Annotated in this window: 16 protein-coding genes; 8 read left to right on the top strand and 8 right to left on the bottom strand. The window is 60.3% G+C overall.

Going from position 1 to position 18372, the window contains the following annotated elements; translation table 11 throughout:
- Positions 1–60: 60 nt before the first annotated feature.
- The 6 genes from KHU30_RS17460 to KHU30_RS17435 form a co-directional block, all read right to left on the bottom strand.
- Positions 61–597 carry a tetratricopeptide repeat protein gene (locus KHU30_RS17460; RefSeq protein WP_211443888.1) on the bottom strand — a complete coding sequence of 179 codons (537 nt, stop codon included), beginning with the start codon at positions 595–597 and terminating at the stop codon, positions 61–63.
- Positions 594–1793: a trans-sulfuration enzyme family protein gene (locus tag KHU30_RS17455; protein WP_211443887.1), complete on the bottom strand. Its 1200-nt coding sequence runs from the start codon at positions 1791–1793 to the stop codon at positions 594–596. Before KHU30_RS17455 ends, KHU30_RS17460 begins: the two co-directional genes overlap by 4 nt.
- Positions 1790–3172: a pyridoxal-phosphate dependent enzyme gene (locus KHU30_RS17450; protein WP_211443886.1), complete on the bottom strand. Its 1383-nt coding sequence runs from the start codon at positions 3170–3172 to the stop codon at positions 1790–1792. Before KHU30_RS17450 ends, KHU30_RS17455 begins: the two co-directional genes overlap by 4 nt.
- Before the next feature lie 223 nt (positions 3173–3395).
- On the bottom strand, positions 3396–6260 hold the full coding sequence (locus KHU30_RS17445; RefSeq protein ID WP_211443885.1) for a TonB-dependent receptor domain-containing protein: 2865 nt from the start codon (positions 6258–6260) through the stop codon (positions 3396–3398).
- Between the two features lie 573 nt (positions 6261–6833).
- On the bottom strand, positions 6834–8222 hold the full coding sequence (locus tag KHU30_RS17440) for a sensor histidine kinase (protein ID WP_329956691.1): 1389 nt from the start codon (positions 8220–8222) through the stop codon (positions 6834–6836).
- On the bottom strand, positions 8219–8887 hold the full coding sequence (locus tag KHU30_RS17435; protein WP_211443884.1) for a response regulator transcription factor: 669 nt from the start codon (positions 8885–8887) through the stop codon (positions 8219–8221). Before KHU30_RS17435 ends, KHU30_RS17440 begins: the two co-directional genes overlap by 4 nt.
- Before the next feature lie 201 nt (positions 8888–9088).
- On the opposite strand from KHU30_RS17435, the gene KHU30_RS17430 reads away from it, so the two are divergent.
- Both KHU30_RS17430 and KHU30_RS17425 read left to right on the top strand, forming a co-directional pair.
- Positions 9089–9484 (top strand): MerR family transcriptional regulator, encoded by a 396-nt coding sequence (locus KHU30_RS17430; RefSeq protein WP_211443883.1) that lies wholly within the window; start codon positions 9089–9091, stop codon positions 9482–9484.
- A gap of 16 nt (positions 9485–9500) precedes the next feature.
- The gene (locus tag KHU30_RS17425) at positions 9501–9905 is read left to right on the top strand and encodes a carboxymuconolactone decarboxylase family protein (protein ID WP_211443882.1); all 405 of its coding nucleotides are present in this window, start codon (positions 9501–9503) and stop codon (positions 9903–9905) included.
- A 306-nt stretch (positions 9906–10211) separates the two neighbouring features.
- On the opposite strand, the gene KHU30_RS17420 is transcribed toward KHU30_RS17425, so the two are convergent.
- Positions 10212–11156 (bottom strand): LysR substrate-binding domain-containing protein, encoded by a 945-nt coding sequence (locus tag KHU30_RS17420; protein WP_211443881.1) that lies wholly within the window; start codon positions 11154–11156, stop codon positions 10212–10214.
- A gap of 192 nt (positions 11157–11348) precedes the next feature.
- On the opposite strand from KHU30_RS17420, the gene KHU30_RS17415 reads away from it, so the two are divergent.
- From KHU30_RS17415 to leuA, 5 genes are all read left to right on the top strand, one after another.
- Complete coding sequence (locus KHU30_RS17415) at positions 11349–12656, top strand: MFS transporter (RefSeq protein WP_211443880.1); 1308 nt, start codon at positions 11349–11351, stop codon at positions 12654–12656.
- A 12-nt stretch (positions 12657–12668) separates the two neighbouring features.
- Positions 12669–13115: a GNAT family N-acetyltransferase gene (locus KHU30_RS17410; RefSeq protein ID WP_230411079.1), complete on the top strand. Its 447-nt coding sequence runs from the start codon at positions 12669–12671 to the stop codon at positions 13113–13115.
- A 138-nt stretch (positions 13116–13253) separates the two neighbouring features.
- On the top strand, positions 13254–13577 hold the full coding sequence (locus tag KHU30_RS17405; protein WP_211443879.1) for a hypothetical protein: 324 nt from the start codon (positions 13254–13256) through the stop codon (positions 13575–13577).
- A gap of 367 nt (positions 13578–13944) precedes the next feature.
- Positions 13945–14085, top strand: coding sequence for a DUF3096 domain-containing protein (locus KHU30_RS17400; RefSeq protein WP_407928097.1), 141 nt, complete (start codon positions 13945–13947; stop codon positions 14083–14085).
- Between the two features lie 628 nt (positions 14086–14713).
- Positions 14714–16420, top strand: coding sequence for a 2-isopropylmalate synthase (gene leuA / locus KHU30_RS17395; RefSeq protein ID WP_211443877.1), 1707 nt, complete (start codon positions 14714–14716; stop codon positions 16418–16420).
- Between the two features lie 211 nt (positions 16421–16631).
- Here leuA and KHU30_RS17390 read toward each other — a convergent pair whose 3' ends face one another.
- The gene (locus KHU30_RS17390; RefSeq protein ID WP_211443876.1) at positions 16632–17249 is read right to left on the bottom strand and encodes an FMN-dependent NADH-azoreductase; all 618 of its coding nucleotides are present in this window, start codon (positions 17247–17249) and stop codon (positions 16632–16634) included.
- Positions 17250–17441: 192 nt separating this feature from the next.
- On the opposite strand from KHU30_RS17390, the gene KHU30_RS17385 reads away from it, so the two are divergent.
- A complete protein-coding gene (locus KHU30_RS17385; protein WP_230411078.1) occupies positions 17442–18365 on the top strand; it encodes a LysR substrate-binding domain-containing protein in 924 nt (307 codons plus the stop codon).
- The last annotated feature ends 7 nt before the right edge of the window (positions 18366–18372 follow it).

Genomic DNA, 18372 nt, shown 5'->3' with positions numbered 1-18372 from the left:
GCTTGCGCAGGCGGACCGGGCTTTTGCTTGCTACGGAGGCGAAGCAACTTCAGCCGTCCATCAAGACCAGCTCGACGCCAGCGCGGCGTTCTTGAGAATTTCCGCGGCGTTGCCCGCCACCGAACGGTTATAGCGCGACAAATGCGGCGCCAGCGTGGTAAGCGCCAGGCAGGCCGCTTCCACCGCCCTGCCCTGCACCAGGTAGGTGAGCGCCAGCGTGGCGCGGGTTTCGTCGTACAAGGCCTTGCCGTAGGCTGGCTCGTCATAGCGCCGCAGCTGGACGCTGACCAGGCTTTCGCTTTCCTCCAGCCGCCCGAGCAAACGCAAAGTGCTGGCAAGCTGTATCGATGCCCGCGCCTGGCGGTATGGATCCAGCCGTCCGCTGGCCAGCGCTGCCCGGTACAACGGCTCCGCCTCCGCTTCCAGGCCGGCGGTGTCGCGCGCGCAAGCGCGCTCGAACAGCCCCAGAGCGTCGTCCGCCGGCCGCTCGGCAGCCAGCGCGTCGGCTTGCGCCACCAGTTGTTCCGGCGTGATGGCATCGAGCTGCCGCCACAACGCTGCTACCCGCGCCTCCCAGTCTTGCAAGGTCTCGCTCATGCTTGCATCGCGCTAAAGGCGTTTTGCAAATCCTTCTTCAGGTCGGCAACATTCTCGACTCCGACCGACAGCCGGACCAGCGAATCGGTAATTCCCAGCGTCGCCCGATGGGCCGCCGGAATCGTCGCATGCGTCATGATGGCAGGATGCTCGATCAGGCTTTCGACGCCGCCCAGGCTTTCCGCCAGGGCGAAAATTTCGCAACGCTCCAGGAAGCGCCGGGCACCGGCCAGGTCGGTTTTCAGGTCGACCGAGATGATGCCGCCGTAGCCTTGCATCTGGCGCTTCGCCAGCTCATGCTGGGGATGCGAGCGCAAGCCCGGATAATGGACACGCGCCACCTCGGGCAGGCTTTCCAGCCAGCCGGCCAGCTCCAGTCCGTTCTGGCAATGGCGCTCGACCCGCAGCGCCAGCGTCTTGATGCCGCGCAGCGCCAGGAAACTGTCGAACGGGCCGGCGATGGCGCCCACTGCGTTCTGCAGGAACCCCAGCCGTTCCAGCCATTCCGCCTGGCGCGCTTCGCGGCCGACCACGGCGATGCCGCCGATGATATCGGAGTGGCCGTTCAGGTATTTGGTAGTGGAATGCAGCACGACATCGAAGCCCAGGGTCAGCGGCTGCTGCACCATCGGGCTGGCGAAGGTATTGTCGGCGACGGCGATGATGCCGCGTTCGCGGCAGATCTTGGCGATCGCTTCCAGGTCAGCCAGCTTCAGCATCGGATTGGTCGGCGTTTCCACCCATACCATCTTGGTTTCCGGCCGGATGGCGTCCAGCAGGTTTTGCGGATCGACCAGGTTGACATAGCTGAACGAGAGGCCGGCGCTGCGCCGCCGCACCTTGTCGAACAGGCGGTAGGTGCCGCCGTACAGATCGTCGCCGGCGATCACATGGGCGCCGGCGTCCAGCAGCTCCAGCACATTGGCGGCGGCGGCCATGCCGGAAGCGAAGGCGAAGCCTTGCGCGCCCTGTTCCAGGTCGGCGACGCAGCGCTCCAGCGCCCAGCGCGTCGGATTGTGGGAACGGCCGTAATCCAGGCCCTTGTTCACGCCCGGGCTTTGCTGCACGAAGGTGGAGGTGGCGTAGATCGGCGGCATGATGGCGCCGGTAGACGGATCGGGCGCCTGGCCGGCGTGAATCACGCGCGTGGCGAAATGCATGCCGGCGGTGTGGCCGCCCTCTTTATCGTTGTTCATAACAGACTCCTTCGAAGATGATTGAGTAGATCGAAACGGGTGATCAGGCCATGGAATTGCTGGTCGTCGGCAATGATGGCGACCAGGCCGCGCGCCAGCGTGCTGCGCAAGGCCGGCAAGCCGGCGTCGGGCGCCAGCGTTTCTATGGCGCTGGTCATGGTGCTGCTGACCGGGTCGCTGAAATGGGCAGGATCGGCCGCCACCTTGAGCAGCAGGTCGGATTCATCGATGATCCCGACCACCTGCCTGCCCTGCTGCGCCAGCACCGGCAGCTGCGAGACGTCGGCGCTGCGCATGCGGTTGAAGGCGGTCATCAGGGTATCGTCGGCGGCGACGCTGACGACGCCGCCGTCGGTGTAGCGGCGGCCGATGATGTCGCGCAGGTCGCCCAGTATTTCGCGCTTGAGCAAGCCTTGGTCGCGCATCCAGTTGTCGTTGTACACCTTCGACAGGTAGCGGGTGCCGGTATCGCAGACGATGGTGACCACGCGCTTGGGCACCGTCTGCTCGCGGCAATAGCGCAAGGCCGCCGCCAGCAAGGTGCCGGTGGACGAACCGCCAAGGATGCCTTCGGCCCGCACCAGCTCGCGCGCGCTGCGGAAGCTTTCTTCGTCGCTGATGGTATAGGTATGTTTCACGGCCGACAGGTCGGCAATCGACGGGATGAAGTCTTCGCCGATGCCTTCGACCGCCCAGGAGCCCGGCGTCGATGTTATCTCGCCGGTATTCACGTATTCTGCCAGGATCGAACCTTGCGGATCGGCCAGCACGAACTCCAGTTGCGGCTGCACGCCGCGGAAGAAGCGCGTCAGGCCGGTCAGCGTACCGGCGGAACCGACGCCGCAGACAACCGCATCCAGCCGCTGTCCGCATTGCCGCCAGATCTCGGGGCCGGTGCTTTGCTCGTGTGCCAGCGGGTTGTGCGGATTGTTGAACTGGTCGGCAAAGAAAGCACCCGGCGTCTCGCGCGCCAGGCGCGCGGCGACGTCCTGGTAATACTCGGGATGGCCTTTGCCGACATCGGAACGGGTGATATGGACTTGCGCACCCAGCGCTTTCAGATGCTGGATTTTCTCCACCGACATCTTGTCCGGCACCACCAGGATCACGCGATAGCCTTTGGCGCAGGCCACCAGCGCCAGGCCCAGGCCGGTGTTGCCGGCGGTCGCTTCGATGACGGTGCCGCCGGGTTGCAGGCGGCCGTCCTTCTCGGCCGCATCGATCATCGAGAGCCCGATGCGGTCTTTGATGGAGCCGCCGGGATTTTGCGATTCCAGCTTCAGGAACAGCTGGCAGCAGCCGGTATCGAGCCGCGTGACTTCTATCAACGGGGTATTGCCAATCAAGTCCAGCACCGCTGGACGGCTAGCTAAGTTCATGGGCAGATCTTCCTGTCAGAAAGGCGGCAGCCGTCACGCTGCCAGTTTCACATCAGACGATCGGCCTATCTTATCAGTTCTTTACTGAAACATTTTGCTGCCGAAAATCCAAGGCCTGAATTCGGGCGGCTTTTGCAGCAGGCATAAAAAAGCCGGACGCAAACTTCGCGTCCGGCCAGTTCAGCAACGCCAGCTTAAAAAGAAAGCCGGCGGCCGCCTATGGTTAGAACTTGTAAGTACCTGTGAGGTAGAACTGACGTCCCAGCGGATCGGTGTAACGTGCATCGTAACCAACCTGGTTGCCGCCGCCGGCAGTGACCAGCGAAAGTGGCGGAGTGCGGGCAAACAGATTCTTGATGCCGGCCGTGAATTCCAGGCCCTTTTTCACCGTCAGCTTGGTCTGCCAGTCAAACGTGGTGTACGACGCCACGTTATGGTTAGGCATGGCCACGAACGCACCGTAGGAACCGTCAGGATTGACGATACGCACAGTGGCGTCGTCGGCGGTATAGGTTTGATCGTGGTAACCGGAACGATAGTTGGCCGCCAGCGTGTGGGTCCACATATCCGACTGCTTCCAGGAACCGGCCAGGCGGGAAATGACGCGGAACACCACGTTCTGGTCCGCGCCATACTTGCCCAGGCTGCTTTGGGTGCCGCTGCCTGGGAAGTCCTGCTCGGCTTTCAGCATGTAGGTGCCGGTCCATTGCAGGCTCATGTCGCCGATCGGCGTTTTGGTCCGGAAACTATGATCCCAGTCGATGCCCTGATACTTGGCGCTGGCCAGGTTGACCGGTGTCTGCAGGAAGGCGATGGTTTGCGAACCCTGGATCGGATCGTTGAACAGCTTGAACAGGTTGGAATACAGTACCGGATTGCCGAAGGCCAGGTTTTCCTGCAAGACGCTGATCTGGTCCTTGATGCGCACCGTCCACAGATCGAAGCCGATCGAGACATTGCGGATCGGCTCAAGACGGAAGCCGATAGTGCTTTGTTTCGATGTTTCCGGCTTCAGGCCGCTTGAACCGCTGAGCTGGTTACCGCCTTGCAGCAAATCGTACTGGGTCGTACCCTGGCATCCGGCTGCCCGTGGATCAGGCGCCGAGACCGGGCACGGGTGCTGTTGCGCGGTATTTCCGACAAAGGTTACCGGCGAAGTGATCTGCGCCAATGTCGGGGCCTTGAAGCCGGTGCCGTAAGAACCGCGCAGCAGGAATGATTCGACCGGTTGCCAGCGCGCAGAAATCTTATACGTGGCTTTGCTGGCGGAGTTGCCTTGCGTCGCCGAGCCGATAGGATTGCCCGCCAGGTCGAAGTTAGAGTCATTTTTTGCCGCGTCGTAGCTGTCGTAGCGCAATGCACCTGTCAGATCAAAGGTCTTGGTCACAGGCACCAGCATTTCAGCGAACGTACCGTAGTTCATCCGGCTTGCCGAGAACGGCAGCGAACCGGAGCCGCCGCCAAGAATGGCGTCGGTGTAGTTCGGCTGCAGCGCGTTGGTGCTTTGCAGGATCGCACTCGGGCTATCGGAGTGCTGTTCCTTGGTCGCTTCCACGCCGATGCCGATCTGGGACATGCCGCCTGGAGCCTTGAACAGGTCGTGGGACACGTGCATGTTAAGGATATCGAGCTTCGAGATGGACTGGTCGAGCGTTTGATGCAGCACGGCCGGCGCCAATATGGCTACTGACGATCCTGCTGGCTGGAAGGGATCGAAAGCGCCTGAAGCGACAATGTTTGAAAACGCATTGTTGCTGGCATAGCCGCCCAGGGCCTTGTCGTAGAAATGATTCTGCGAATGGGTGTAGGACGCGTTGTAGTCCCAGCCCAAGAGGTTGCCGTCGATGCCGAAGGCTACGTGGATGGCGTCGGTCTGGTAATTGTCGCGACGGCCGCCTGTGTCAAACAAGCGCAAGCCCATCACCGCGCTGGCGACATTGGCAGGATCTACGCCCAGCTGGCTCAGGTAAGGCGTCACGTACTTGGCGTACAGCGGACTGCTCAGCGACAGGGCCAGCGGTTGCGCCGGCGGCGCATATTGCGGCTTGATCTGGTAGCGCGATGCAACGGCTTCGCCGAACAGCGTAGTGTCGCTGTTGAGCTTCCAGTTGCCGGACACGACGAAGCTGTCGCGGGTCGACTCCGGGATCAGCTCCACGGTGGAGGCATAGTCGAACTTGCAATACTGCCCTGACTGAAAAGTATTTGGACCGCACTTGCCGTTCTTTAGCAGGTCTGGCGAAAACTGCACTGTGGAACCGTCGTTGTTGCGCAAGGTCACGCCGGCAGGAGCCGTGTTGCTGCTCAACTGGTAAAGCGCATATCGTTGCCCGTCGACAGTGAACGGCACCACGCCTGTGTCGGCAAAGCCGCGCTGGCCGGCAACCAGGTTTTTCTGTTCGTCATGGCTGTATGCCAGCAGCACGTTGTAGCCGTCTTTATCCAGATCGCCAAAGCCTTTTGACAGCCCTACGTTAAAGCTCTTGCCGCCCGCTTTGGTCGGCGCATTGTAGGTGGCGGTGATAGTGGCTTCGGTCGAGTTTTTCTTGAGGATGAAGTTGACGACGCCGGCAATCGCATCCGATCCATACAGCGCGGAGGCGCCGTCCGTGAGAATTTCAACCCGCTCAACCGCGGCCAGTGGAATGCTTGCCAGGTTGACCGCATAATCGTTGTTGGCAATCGCCGATTTGGCGATGCGCCGTCCGTTCAGCAGCACCAGGGTATAGCCGGAACCGATGCCGTGAATCGACGCTGTTTCTACGCCGGCGCCGCCGCCGTTGACTGAACTCGATGCGGGAATGAACCCTTGCATCGCAGGCAATGCCTGGATCAGGTCGGCAACGCTGTTAGCGCCGCTCTTCGCAATATCGTCCTGGGTCAGCGTCTGCACTGGCAGCGCGCCTTCCTTGGTGATACGTTTGATGGATGAACCGGTGATCTCAACCCTTTGCATCTGCTGCGGTGAATCGTCCGTCTTTGTCTCCTGTGCCTGCACGGAATGCGCCAGCAATCCCAGCCCTACCACCGCTACGCTGCCTGAAAACATCAGTCGCAGCGCGTGAGGCAACTTTCTTTCTTTTATCATTACAAACTCCCTATGGGTAAGTTTCAGAGTAGAAATTTTAAGTTTTGTAAAAATCAAACAGATTTGTTAATCGCCTTGTGGGCGATGCAGCGGAAACCGTGCTCTAACAACCAAGAAGCAGGTTTCTTTTGCAGCAATGTCATTTCTTACGAAGGTCTTTTCTCGCGCTACAGATTGCGTATTACGACAAAATATTTCCGTACAAACACAAGCAAAGCAACATACGTGCCACAAAACTTTCAACACTGAGACCATGCCTGTCCGCCCGATTCACCAGCTGCAGTGCACCATGCGGATGAGCGATCGCTCGACATTTAAATTACCGTAAAGAAATCGGTTTTGGAAACTGAAGTGGGCTGGCGTAATCGGCATACAACAACTCAACGCTCTAAAAAGTAACAAGCGTAAAAGTTGTACCAATTGGGAACCAATTAGTGCATATTATTGTCCCCGGCCGGCAACGCTCGGATTGAAATTATTGTTTATACAATAAACGGCAGTTCATGCCGCCAGCCCGGACCGGCAAGGGTTTACGGAGGAATTTGCTGCGCCGCCAAAGCGTTTAAGTGAGCCTTAAGCGGGCAGTTTTGAAGGCGTGCCCAAAATTGGGAAGGGGAAATGCACCGAAAAGATCGTGCCGCCGGTGACGCCGGGCTCCACCGTGATCCTGGCGCCATGATCCTTGGCGATATCGCGCACGATGGCCAGGCCGAGGCCGTTGCCGGCGACGCTGTCGTCCAGCCGGTGCGAACGCTTGAAAATCGACTCCTGTTCCGAAGGGGCGATGCCCGGACCGGAATCTTCCACCGAAAAAATCCCGCCATCCTTGCCTTGCAGGGTGCTGACGGTCACCGTGCCATTGCGCGGCGAGTAGCGGATGGCGTTGTCAATCAGGTTATCGATCAGGTCGCGCAGCAGGAAATGGTCGCCCATCACCCGCGTCGGCTGCAGGTTGAAGCCGAGATCGATATTCTTCTTGTGCGCTTCCTCGACAAAATGCTGGACCGAGCCCTCGACCAGCTTGTTCATTTCCACCACCCGCAGCCGCTCCTTTTCAAACTTGGCCGGCTCGGCGCGCGCCAGCGTCAGCAGCTGGTTGGTCTGGCGGATCATGCGTTCGGTGGATGAGGTCATCAGCACGATCGAATGGGCGCTCTCGGGTTCATCCGCATATTTGTGCAGCAGCCATTCCAGCTGCGTCCTGAAGCCGGCCAGCGGCGTACGCAACTGATGCGCCACGTTTGCCAGGAAATTCTGCTGTGCCTTGGCGTCCATCTGCACCCGCTCCAGCAAGCCGTTGATGGCCTTGACCAGCGGACTGAGCTCGGACGGCACCGGCTTCTCATCCAGCGCCGACAGATCGTCCCGGCTGCGCGCATTGAGCTCCGCCTTCATTTTCTTCAGCGGCAGCAAACCCTGGCTGATCGCTAGCCATATCACGGCAATCAGCACCAGCGCCAATACCCCTTCCAGCAGCAGCAGCGCCAGGAATATCACGGAACGGATATGGGTGCGCTTGCGCAGGGTTTCGGCGACGCCGATATGCACCGGCTGCTTGCCTATCATGGTTTTCAAGGCCACGATGCGCACCGGTTCGCCGCGCATGAAACCGTCGTAAGGAGTCGGCTCGTTCAGCTCTTCGCGTTCCGGCAGCAGCGGAAAATCGGCATCCCCCGCCAGCAGCTTGCCCTGCTGGTCGCGCACCACCAGGAAGATGGCGTCGAAGTGATCGACCCGCAGCACCTGCTCGGCCTGCTTCGACAAATCGATCTCGACTTGCGCGCCATTCTCATGCAGGCGCGGAATCATGGCCCAGCCGGCGTCCGCCAGGCTCTGGTCGAACGCAATCTGGGCCGGGACCCAGGCCAGCCAGTAAGTCACGCCGGCGCCGATGATATTCACGGTCAGCAGCGGCACGACCAGCCACTTGAGCAGGCTGACGCGGATGCTGGGCATCTTCATGGATCGGTTTTTTCCAGCATGTAGCCAAAGCCGCGTATGGTGCGGATTTCAATCCCCGCATCGGCAATCTTCAAACGGATGCGCGAGATGTATACTTCGACGGCGTTCAAGGTCAGTTCCGCGCCCCACGGCAGGATGGCATCGATGATCTGCTGCCGCGACACCACCCGCGAAGCCTGCTGCAGCAGGTACTCCAGCACCGCCCACTCGCGCACCGACAGGTCGATCGTCTTGCCGTTGATCTTGGCCCGGCGCGACGAAGTATTCAGCGACAGCCCGCCCAGATGCATCTCCAGCGGCTGCGGCGCGCTGCGGCGCAAGAGCGCGCGCACCCGCGCCACCAGCTCCTGGGTCGCGAACGGCTTGACCAGATAGTCGTCGGCGCCCAGTTCCAGTCCGTAGACCCGGTCCTGCACCGAATCGCGCGCCGTCAGCAACAGCACCGGCACATGGCTGCCGCGCGCCCGCAGGCGCCGGATCACCTCAAAACCGTCGATCCCGGGCAAGCCGATATCGAGCACCACCACGGAGATTTCCGTGCGCTGCAGCAGCGCATCGGCGTCGTTACCGTTCTGCACCACGTCGACCACCATGCCGTGGCCCTTGAAGATGCGCAGGATGCCGTCCGCCAGCACCGAATCGTCTTCTACCAAAAGAATATGCATTGAATCCTTTACCGCTTCCACACTCGCACCTGGCCAGGACCAGGCGGCGGAACATTATTGTTATTGCAAGCCTTGATAACCCGGTGTCAATTTTAATCGGTCGGCATGCATTTGCGTTGATCGGCAGACTGCCGCAGCCGGCAAACTGCTGTGATAATAGTGCTTGACCTAGAGTACACTCTAACTTCTACACTTTATCCCATGGCCACTTCCATCACGATCCAACAGACAGCAGCAGCAACCGGACTCAGCGTCCATACTTTGCGCTATTACGAAAAGATAGGCTTGATAGACCCTGTCCCGAGGCAAAGCAGCCGGCATCGCCGGTACCGCCAGGAAGACCTGCGCTGGATTGAATTCCTGCTCAGGCTGCGCGCTACCGGCATGTCGATACAGCAGATGCTGCGTTATGCGAAGCTGCGCAGGCTGGGGGAGCGCCTTGGAAGTGTGTCAGAACGCAAGGCATTGCTGGAACAGCATGCCGCAACGCTGGAAGCCGATCTTTTGGTGCTGCAAGACACCCTGGCCATGTTGCGCGGAAAAATCGCCATCTACGCCAGCCAGGAAGAACAGCTGAAAGCCCTCGTCGACACATAATCATTGGGAGCATCACATGCAACAAAGCACATACGAAAAAGGTCTGCAACGCTTGAAGGAAGTGGACGACATCGCCGGCGAAAAGGTCATCGACAGCCTGGCCGATATCTCACCAGACCTGGGACGCTATGTCATCGAATTCGGTTTCGGCGAAATTTACTCGCGTCCCGGACTGACCCTGCAACAGCGCGAGCTGGCGACGGTAGCGGCGCTGACCGCGATGGGGACGGCGCAGCCGCAGCTGAAGGTGCATCTGGCGGCGGCCCTGAATGTCGGCCTGTCGCGCCTGGAAATCACTGAAACCATCATGCAGATGGCCTTGTATGCCGGCTTTCCGGCGGCATTGAACGGCATGTTTGCGGCCAAGGAGGTATTTGCCGAGCATGATCGCCTTGCCCAGTCCGAGACCAGCCAGCACTAATCGGCTACCGGCTCGCTCCGCTTGATCAGGGCGGAGCCGCAGCACAGATTCCCGGGATGCCAGCAAACAGTACGGCGCATGCGGTTTTCAAAGCATTCTCGGAAGGATGGTCCGGGAAAAATCTGCCTTATGGATACTCGGTAAAGCATCCGGCTGACAGACGATGCGGCCATGGTGGCGGCCCTCGCAGCACGCGTTTGACTCTGCTGTGACTGAAGTCTAAGGGAGCACGGCCGCGGACAGGAAATACCGATTCTGGATATGGGTATAAGGAAAAACGATAGCCAGTTTCCTGCCGGCCAAACCCTACGCTTCAGGCCGCGCCAGGATCCGTGCATGCAGCCATGCGCCGCTGCGGCACAATTCGTCGGTCACATCCAGCACCAGCCGCTCGACTGCCGCCGCCGCGGTGGTCAGCGGAATATTCCTGGAAGCGCACAGCGCCAGCGTGCGCGACATTTTTTCGCCGCTGATCGAATAGGCGGTCATCTCGCCGCGCTTGATCTCCGGCAGCAAGGGCGCCACCGGCAGGATGGTGGCGCCGATATCGGCCAGGATGGCTGATTTCATGATCGTCACCGAACTGATCTCGATCACGTTTTCCAGCGCTATCCCCGCCGCCCGGGCGACGCTTTCTATGCGCGGGCGCACGCCGTGCTGCATGCCCGGCAGGATCAGCTTGGCCTTGGCCGCGCGGGCAAAAGTCACCGAGCGGCGCGCCGTCGCATATTGCGAACCGCTGCGCGTGATGAACATCATTTCCTCTTCCGCCAGCGGCGTGACGGCAAACGAACCCAGCTGGCCGTCGTCGAACAGCACCGCCAGGTTGATGCGGCCGGTCTTCAGCTGCTCGATCAGGTTGCCGGTCAGCTCTTCCGTCAGCTGCAGCGAAATATCCGGATAGCGGGCGCGCATCGCCGTCAGCAAAGGCAGGGCCAGGATGCCGGAAACGCTTTGCGGTATGCCCAGCGCAACCGTGCCAGTCGGCTTGTCGGTCGACTGCGCAACAGCCGACCTGGCGTCGATCACCTGCTTGAGGATGGCTTGCGCATGCTCATAGAAAATCTTGCCGGCGTCGGTGGCGATCACGCCCTGCGCCGAGCGATGCAAGAGCTGCGCCGACAGCTCGTCTTCCAGCTGCTTGATCTGCTGGGTCAGCGCCGGCTGGGCGATGTGCAGGACGCGGGCGGCGCGCGACAGCGATCCGTGATCGACGATGGCGACAAAATAGCGCAGTTGACGCAACTCCATAAAACGCGGACCCCGGTGAAGTATGTTGATAGGCTGAACAGCCACGAATAGTGTAAACGAGTTCGCCCTCGCCGCCCTGAAATCGCCGCATAGCCATGACACGACACTGGGCTCCGGCTACAATGCATCTCACAAAATCATCGCCAAGCTGAAATTCCAACGTCGCTTCTTATAACTATAAGGCAGAGAGACATGTCCGAACCTTCAAGCCCAGCCAACGCTGCCGCCGGCAGCGCCTTCGAAGCCGCCACCTACGCCAAGGTCACCTGGCGCCTGCTGCCGATGCTGTTCCTCTGTTACGTCGCCTCCTATCTCGATCGCGTCAACGTCGGCTTCGCCAAGCTGCAGATGCTCAACGACCTCAAGTTCAGCGAAACCGTCTACGGCCTTGGCGCCGGGATTTTCTTCCTCGGCTACTTCATCTTTGAAATCCCCAGCAACATGATGCTGCACCGGGTCGGCGCCCGGCTCTGGATCGCCCGCATCATGATCACCTGGGGCATCATCTCCGGCGCCATGATCTTCGTCGACAGCCCGACCAGCTTCTACGCCATGCGTTTCCTGCTGGGCGTGGCCGAAGCCGGCTTCTTCCCCGGCGTCATCCTCTACCTGACCTACTGGTACCCGGCGCACCGGCGCGGCAAGATGACGGCGCTGTTCATGACCGGAGTGCCGGTCTCCGGCGTCATCGGCGGCCCGCTGTCGGGCTGGATCATGAAGGCCTTGCCTGGCGTGCATGGGCTGGCGGGCTGGCAATGGATGTTCATCCTGGAGGCGATTCCATCCCTGCTGCTGGGCGTCGTGGTGATCTTTTACCTGCAGGACCGGATCCGCGGCGCCGCCTGGCTGAGCGAGCAGGAAAAGCAGTTGCTGGAGTCGCAGATCCAGGCTGAAACCAGCCACAAGCAAGAAGTGTCGCTAGGCCGGATGTTCGCCAATCCGCGCGTCTGGCTGATGGCGCTGATCTATTTCTGCTTCGTCATGGGTTTGTACGGCGTCAGCTTCTGGCTGCCGACCATCATCAAGACCACCGGCGTCACCGATACCTTCGACATCGGCTTGCTGACCGCGATTCCCTACGCCACGGCGGCGATCGCCATGATCCTGATCGGCCACAGCGCCGACAAGCGGCGCGAGCGGCGCTGGCATGTGGCAATTCCGGCGGCGCTGGGCTGCATCGGCCTGATTTTCAGCACCGTGTATGACCACAATACCCTGCTGGCGATGTCGGCGCTGACGCTGGCCACGGTCGGCATCATTACGGTGCTGCCGCTGTTCTGGAGCTTGCCGACCGCGTTTCTCGGCGGCGTCGCAGCCGCGGCCGGGATTGCCCTGATCAACTCGCTCGGCAACCTGGCCGGCTTCGTCAGTCCCTACCTGGTTGGCTGGCTGAAAGACCAGACCCACAGCACCAACAGCGGCATGTACGTGCTGGCAGCGTCGCTGCTGCTGGGCGCGGTGCTGACGCTGTCGGTGCCGAAACATCTGGTGAACAAATAGAAAAGGAAAAGCATGGCAGCGGAAATACAGCTCGAATTCAGGCCGGCAACCAGCGCCGACCTGCCGTTCCTGACAGCCTTGCGCCATGCCACCATGAGCGAGCACCTGGCGCGCGTGAATGCAGCGCGCGACGACGCCGCACAGCTGGCGCGCATCCTGTTCCGGTTTGAGCACGCTCAGATCGTCTCCATTGCGGGCAAGCCGGTCGGGCTGCTGAAAGCGTATCGCGAGCCCGGTCAGTGGCATATTGCCCAGATCCAGATTGCACCCGAGTTCCAGGGGCAAGGACTGGGCCGCATCCTGGTCGACAAAGTGCTAGCCCAGGCCCGCCGCGAGCAGTTGCCGACGACCTTAAGCGTATTGGACGGCAACCCGGCGAAAAAACTGTACGAAGCGGCTGGCTTCAAAGAGGTCGGCCGGGACGGCGTGGCATGGCTGATGTCCTGTCCCGCTGCCTAGGCGTCCTTGCCTCGGCCGCGGCACCGCACTTCATCCCTCATGAAAAAAATCGCAAAGTGCTTGCATTCGAGCCTGCCTTGGATAATAATTTAAATGAGAATCATTACTATTTAAAGTCAAGCGACCAAGGAGTATTTGATGACTAGTACGCGCGATGCAGCAGACGGCCCGGCCGACAACTATCGTACCCCGCCAGAGCTCCTGATATCAGCGGTCTTGCACTTGATATCGCAATACAATATGCATAACCTGGCGACCGGCGCCTGCGTGCAGTCGGCGCGCACCATTGAACGGCACCTGCGCACCCTGTCCGACTGGCCGGAACTGGCGCCGGTGCTGCGCGCCACTTGCCAGCAGCTGTCGGAGCAATGGACCGCAATGATTGAACGAGCGTTGCCTAAACAGAAAAACGAGCGCTCGGCCTTTATCACCCGCCTGATTTCAGGCACCAGGGCGCTGTAAATGATCAAAGAGCCTGAGGCTCTGCCTGAACCAAGCGCGGCGGCGACCACCGCAGCGCTAATGTATTCCCCGGGAAGGGAGTAAATCCGTCTCCTGCCCGCTCTGAAATGGTTAGCGCCGACGACCTGCCCGTTGCTGACGCCGACCGCCAAGTTTCAATGCGTGCAATTGACGGTGTGTGTGTCCTTATCGGCATTAGCCAACACCGTGGCGGTTTCTCCTCCTGCCACGGTGGTCAGCCAAGCCGTTTTTTTGCCGTCTTCCATGCCTTCCTACAGCCGATGGCGGCCTTCTCCTACATTGGAAAGGCGGCCGGCGACGTATCATCGAGTCAGATGCCGCTGCGCGGCTCGAAAAAGGAATGCATATGATTACCGCCCTGCACTTGACCCCTGTCGTTTCGCTGATCGCCGGCGTGCTGATCCTGGCAATCCCGCGGCTGCTGAACTACATCATCGCGCTGTACCTGATCGTCATCGGCCTGATTGGCCTGTTCGGCACCCGCTGAATGCCTTGCGGCACGAGCATCGTGTCATGTCTCATCCGCCAAAATGCAATATTTGCGGGAACGGCGTCGCGAACAGTGCTGATTCCCGGCTATTTTTGGCCGGATGCCAAGTCACGCTTGACAAGCCCCGACTTTATCTCATACATTAAGCCCATGTCTTCCCCACGCATCCAATCCCGCTCCCTACTACAGCATCCTGGCTTACTGCCGGCAATGCTGCTAGTGCCGCTACTAGCGCTATCGCTACTACGCGCACTATGATCTCGACCCCGTTCTGACGGGGGGCATCCTGGCAGCAGCACCGCCAAACCAAGAAATCACAGTAGTAAAACTGAAATTCCGACCAGGCGTTTCAATTTTAAAGAGCCCGATTCCATGTACCGCACTCAGCGCCACCCTTCGCTCTCCAGCATCGCCAGCACATTTGCCGCCACCGCTGCGGCATGCATCTGCGCACTATCGCTATCCCTGCTAAAGCTACCGATCGGTTGCCTGGCCTCGCGTTGATTTTTTCGAGTGGCAGCCAGGCAACCGCGCCGCCACCGACCTGTCCGTTTCCCTGTTTCGTCGGCACACGTATCTAGCAAACGTATCCAGCACACTTAACCAGCTCCCAGAGAGGCTTCCCATGATGTTGCAAAACCCCGCTGTCAAATACCGCCCATTTCCGCCCATCCCGCTGAGCGATCGCACATGGCCCAATCAAGTCATCAGCGCGCCGCCAATCTGGATGAGCACCGATCTGCGCGACGGCAACCAGGCGTTGATCGAGCCGATGGACGCCGAGCGCAAGCTGCGTTTCTTCAAGCTGCTGGTGAAAATCGGCCTCAAGGAAATCGAAGTCGGTTTTCCATCCGGTTCACAGACCGACTTCGATTTTGTCCGCAAGCTGATCGAGGAAAAGCATATTCCCGACGACGTCACCATCATCGTCTTGACCCAGTCGCGCGAAGACTTGATCCGCCGCACGGTCGACTCGCTCAAAGATGCGAAACAAGCCATCGTCCACCTGTACAACCCTATCGCCCCGGCCTGGCGCCGTATCGTATTCGACAAGAGCCGCGATGAAGTCAAGGAAATCGCCGTCTCCGGCACGCGCCTGATCAAGGAACTGACCGACGCCCGTCCGGAAACCCAGTGGCGCTATGAATATTCGCCGGAAACCTTCAGCATGGCGGAACTGGATTTTTCCAAGGAAGTCTGCGATGCCGTGGTCGACGCCTGGCAAGCCACGCCGGCCCGCAAAGTCATCCTCAACCTGCCGACCACGGTCGAGTGCAGCACGCCGAACGTGTTCGCCGACCAGATCGAATGGATGCACCGCAACCTGGCGCGCCGCGACGCTGCCATCATCAGCGTCCATCCGCACAATGACCGCGGCACCGGCGTCGCCGCCGCCGAACTGGCCGTGATGGCCGGCGCCGACCGCGTCGAAGGCTGCCTGTTCGGCAACGGCGAGCGCACCGGCAATGTCGACCTGGTAACCCTGGCCTTGAACTTGTACACCCAGGGGGTCAATCCCGGCCTGGACTTCTCCGACATCGACGAAGTGCGCCAATGCGTCGAGGATTGCAACCAGATTCCGGTCCATCCGCGCCACCCGTATGTCGGCGACCTGGTGTTTACCGCCTTCTCCGGCTCGCACCAGGATGCGATCAAAAAAGGTTTCGCCGCACAGAAGGCCGACGCCATCTGGGAAATTCCCTACTTGCCGATCGACCCGGCCGATCTCGGCCGCAGCTACGATGCCGTGATCCGCGTCAACAGCCAGTCCGGCAAGGGCGGCATGGCTTACCTGCTGGAACAGGAATACGGCCTGGCGATGCCGCGCCGCCTGCAGATCGAATTCAGCCGCGCGATCCAGAAAGCCGCGGACGCGAGCGGCAAGGAAATCGCCGCCAGCGACATCTACAGCATCTTCAAGCAGGAATACCTGGACAAGCAAACGCCGTATGTGTATCGCGGCCACCGCATGAGCGAGGATTCAAGCCAGGCGCAGCCGGTCAGGATTGAAATCGACATCGTCCGCGACGGCCAGGCGCACACCAGCAGCGGCCACGGCAATGGTCCGATCGATGCTTTCGTCAATGCATTGGGACTGGACATCAAGCTGATGGATTTCCATGAGCATGCGATCAGCGCCGGCGCCGACGCCCAGGCCGCCAGCTATATCGAGCTGCGCCTGAACGACGCCCCTACCGGCTTCGGCGTCGGCATCGACGCCAATACCCTGACCGCCTCGTTCAAGGCGATCCTGAGTGCGGTCAACCGACAGATTGAAATCGCCGGCCAGGCCGCCAACCAGGAGATCGGCAGCAGCGCCGCTGCGGCGTAAAGAGCCGTTTTTATCCGCTTGCCGCGGCGATCACGCGGCAGGCTGGCATCGTGCAGGCTGGGTATTACCGTACTACATGCTTTCATCAGCGCGGCCGGGCGTCAGTTACCAGTGACGACCCGCCGCGCTATTACTTCTTTTACGCGGAATAAAAGCAGTCGACGTAAAAAAACCGCTACGGATAGCGGTTTTTTTATTTCACCCCTGTCGATCAGGCCATCGCCACTGCGCTGGTCAGATCATTGATGCGCGCGCGGGCTGTCGCAAAGCCGGCTTCTTTCGCTTCAGGACTGTAGGCCAGGCCGTCGGCGCGGACCACGTCGATATCGGTAATCCCGAGGAAGCCGAACACCAGCTTCAAGTAGTCTTCATGCGCCACGCCAGTAGGGCCGCCTGCATGCTTGCCGCCGGAAGTCGACACGATCACCACGCGCTTGCCTTTGGCCAGGCCTTCCGGGCCTTTTTCGGTATAGCGGAAAGTAACGCCGGCGACGCTGATCTGGTCGATCCATGCCTTGAGCTGGGTCGGCACGCTGAAGTTGTACATCGGCGCGCCAACCACGATCACGTCCGCTGCCAGGAATTCATTGAGGATGGCTTCGTTCAGTTCCACTTCCAGTTTTTGCGCCAGGTTGCGCTTTTCAGCAGGCGTACCCTTGGCGGCAAAGGTGGCGCCGGACAGATGGGCGGTCACATCTTTGCTCAGGTCGCGATAGCTCAGGTCGATATCGCTGTCGGCGGCCATCAGGGTGGCCACTACTTCGCGTGTGAGTTGGCGCGAAGCCGAAGCGTCGCCGAGAATGCTGGAGTCGATTTGCAAGAGTTTCATGATGTATTCCGTTCTATCAAATGATGAGTGGATCAAAATCCATAGCAATCCGGAGAACACATTTCTCGATGCCAGAGAGTTTGATTGGCTGGTTGTTGAACCATTGGGGACATCCTACCTTTGCATCAACAATAGAACTAGTCATCAAAAATAAGATATATTGTTCTATATACAGAACAGTGGATGACAATCATGCAAGACTTGAATGACCTCTATTTCTTTGCCAACGTGGTGCAGGAAGGCGGTTTCACGGCCGCCGGCCGCAGCCTGGGCATCCCGAAATCGCGCTTGTCGCGCCGGATTTCCGAGCTGGAAACCCGTCTGGGCGCACGCCTGCTACAGCGCAACACCCGCGGCATCGCCCTCACCGATCTCGGCAACCGCTACTATCAGCACTGCCAGGTGGTGATTGCCGCCGCCGACGCGGCCGAACTGGCCGTCACCAGTTCGCTGGCGGAACCGAGCGGCACGGTGCGGGTCAGCTGCGTGGTGGCGATTGCGCAGACAGAAGTGGCGTTTGCGCTGCCGGCTTTCCTGGAGCGCTACCCGAAGGTGAATATCGACCTGATGTTCACCAACCGCCGCATCAACCTGCTGGAGGAAGGGGTGGATGTCGCAGTGCGGGTGCGCGCTACCGATGATGAAGATCCCAACCTTGCTACGCGGCGTTTGCGTTCCGCCTCCGGCGTGCTGGTGGCGACGCCGGAGCTGCTGGCCAGATATGGTGCGCTTAGCCACCCGCGCGAACTGGCAAAACTGCCCTTCCTCGGCGCGGTTGAACGTGATCGCCGCATCCACCAGCTGCTCGACGGCCCGGGCGATGAACGTTACGAGCTGGTGACGGAAGCGCGCCTGGCGGTAGAGGATTTTCCCTTGCGCAAGCGGGCGGCGCTGCGGCACCTCGGCCTGACCATGCTCCCTACCGAGTATTGCAGCGAAGAGCTGGCGCAAGGCCGGCTGATCCATGTGCTGCCCGGCTGGACCACGCCGGCCGGACATGTGCAAGTGGTGTATCCGACCCAGAGAGGCTTGCTGCCGGCGGTGCGGGTGTTCGTCGATTTCCTGATCGAACATCTCAGCAAGATGCAATTCCCTATCGACCGCTGCCCGAAATGACGCGCCA

Origin of the sequence: Collimonas humicola (genome assembly GCF_018304945.1) — a bacterium.
In the GTDB taxonomy this organism is placed as follows: Bacteria; Pseudomonadota; Gammaproteobacteria; order Burkholderiales; family Burkholderiaceae_D; genus Collimonas; species Collimonas humicola.
The sequence above is the reverse complement of the archived record's forward strand: the minus strand, read 5'-3'. Positions and strand labels throughout refer to the sequence as shown.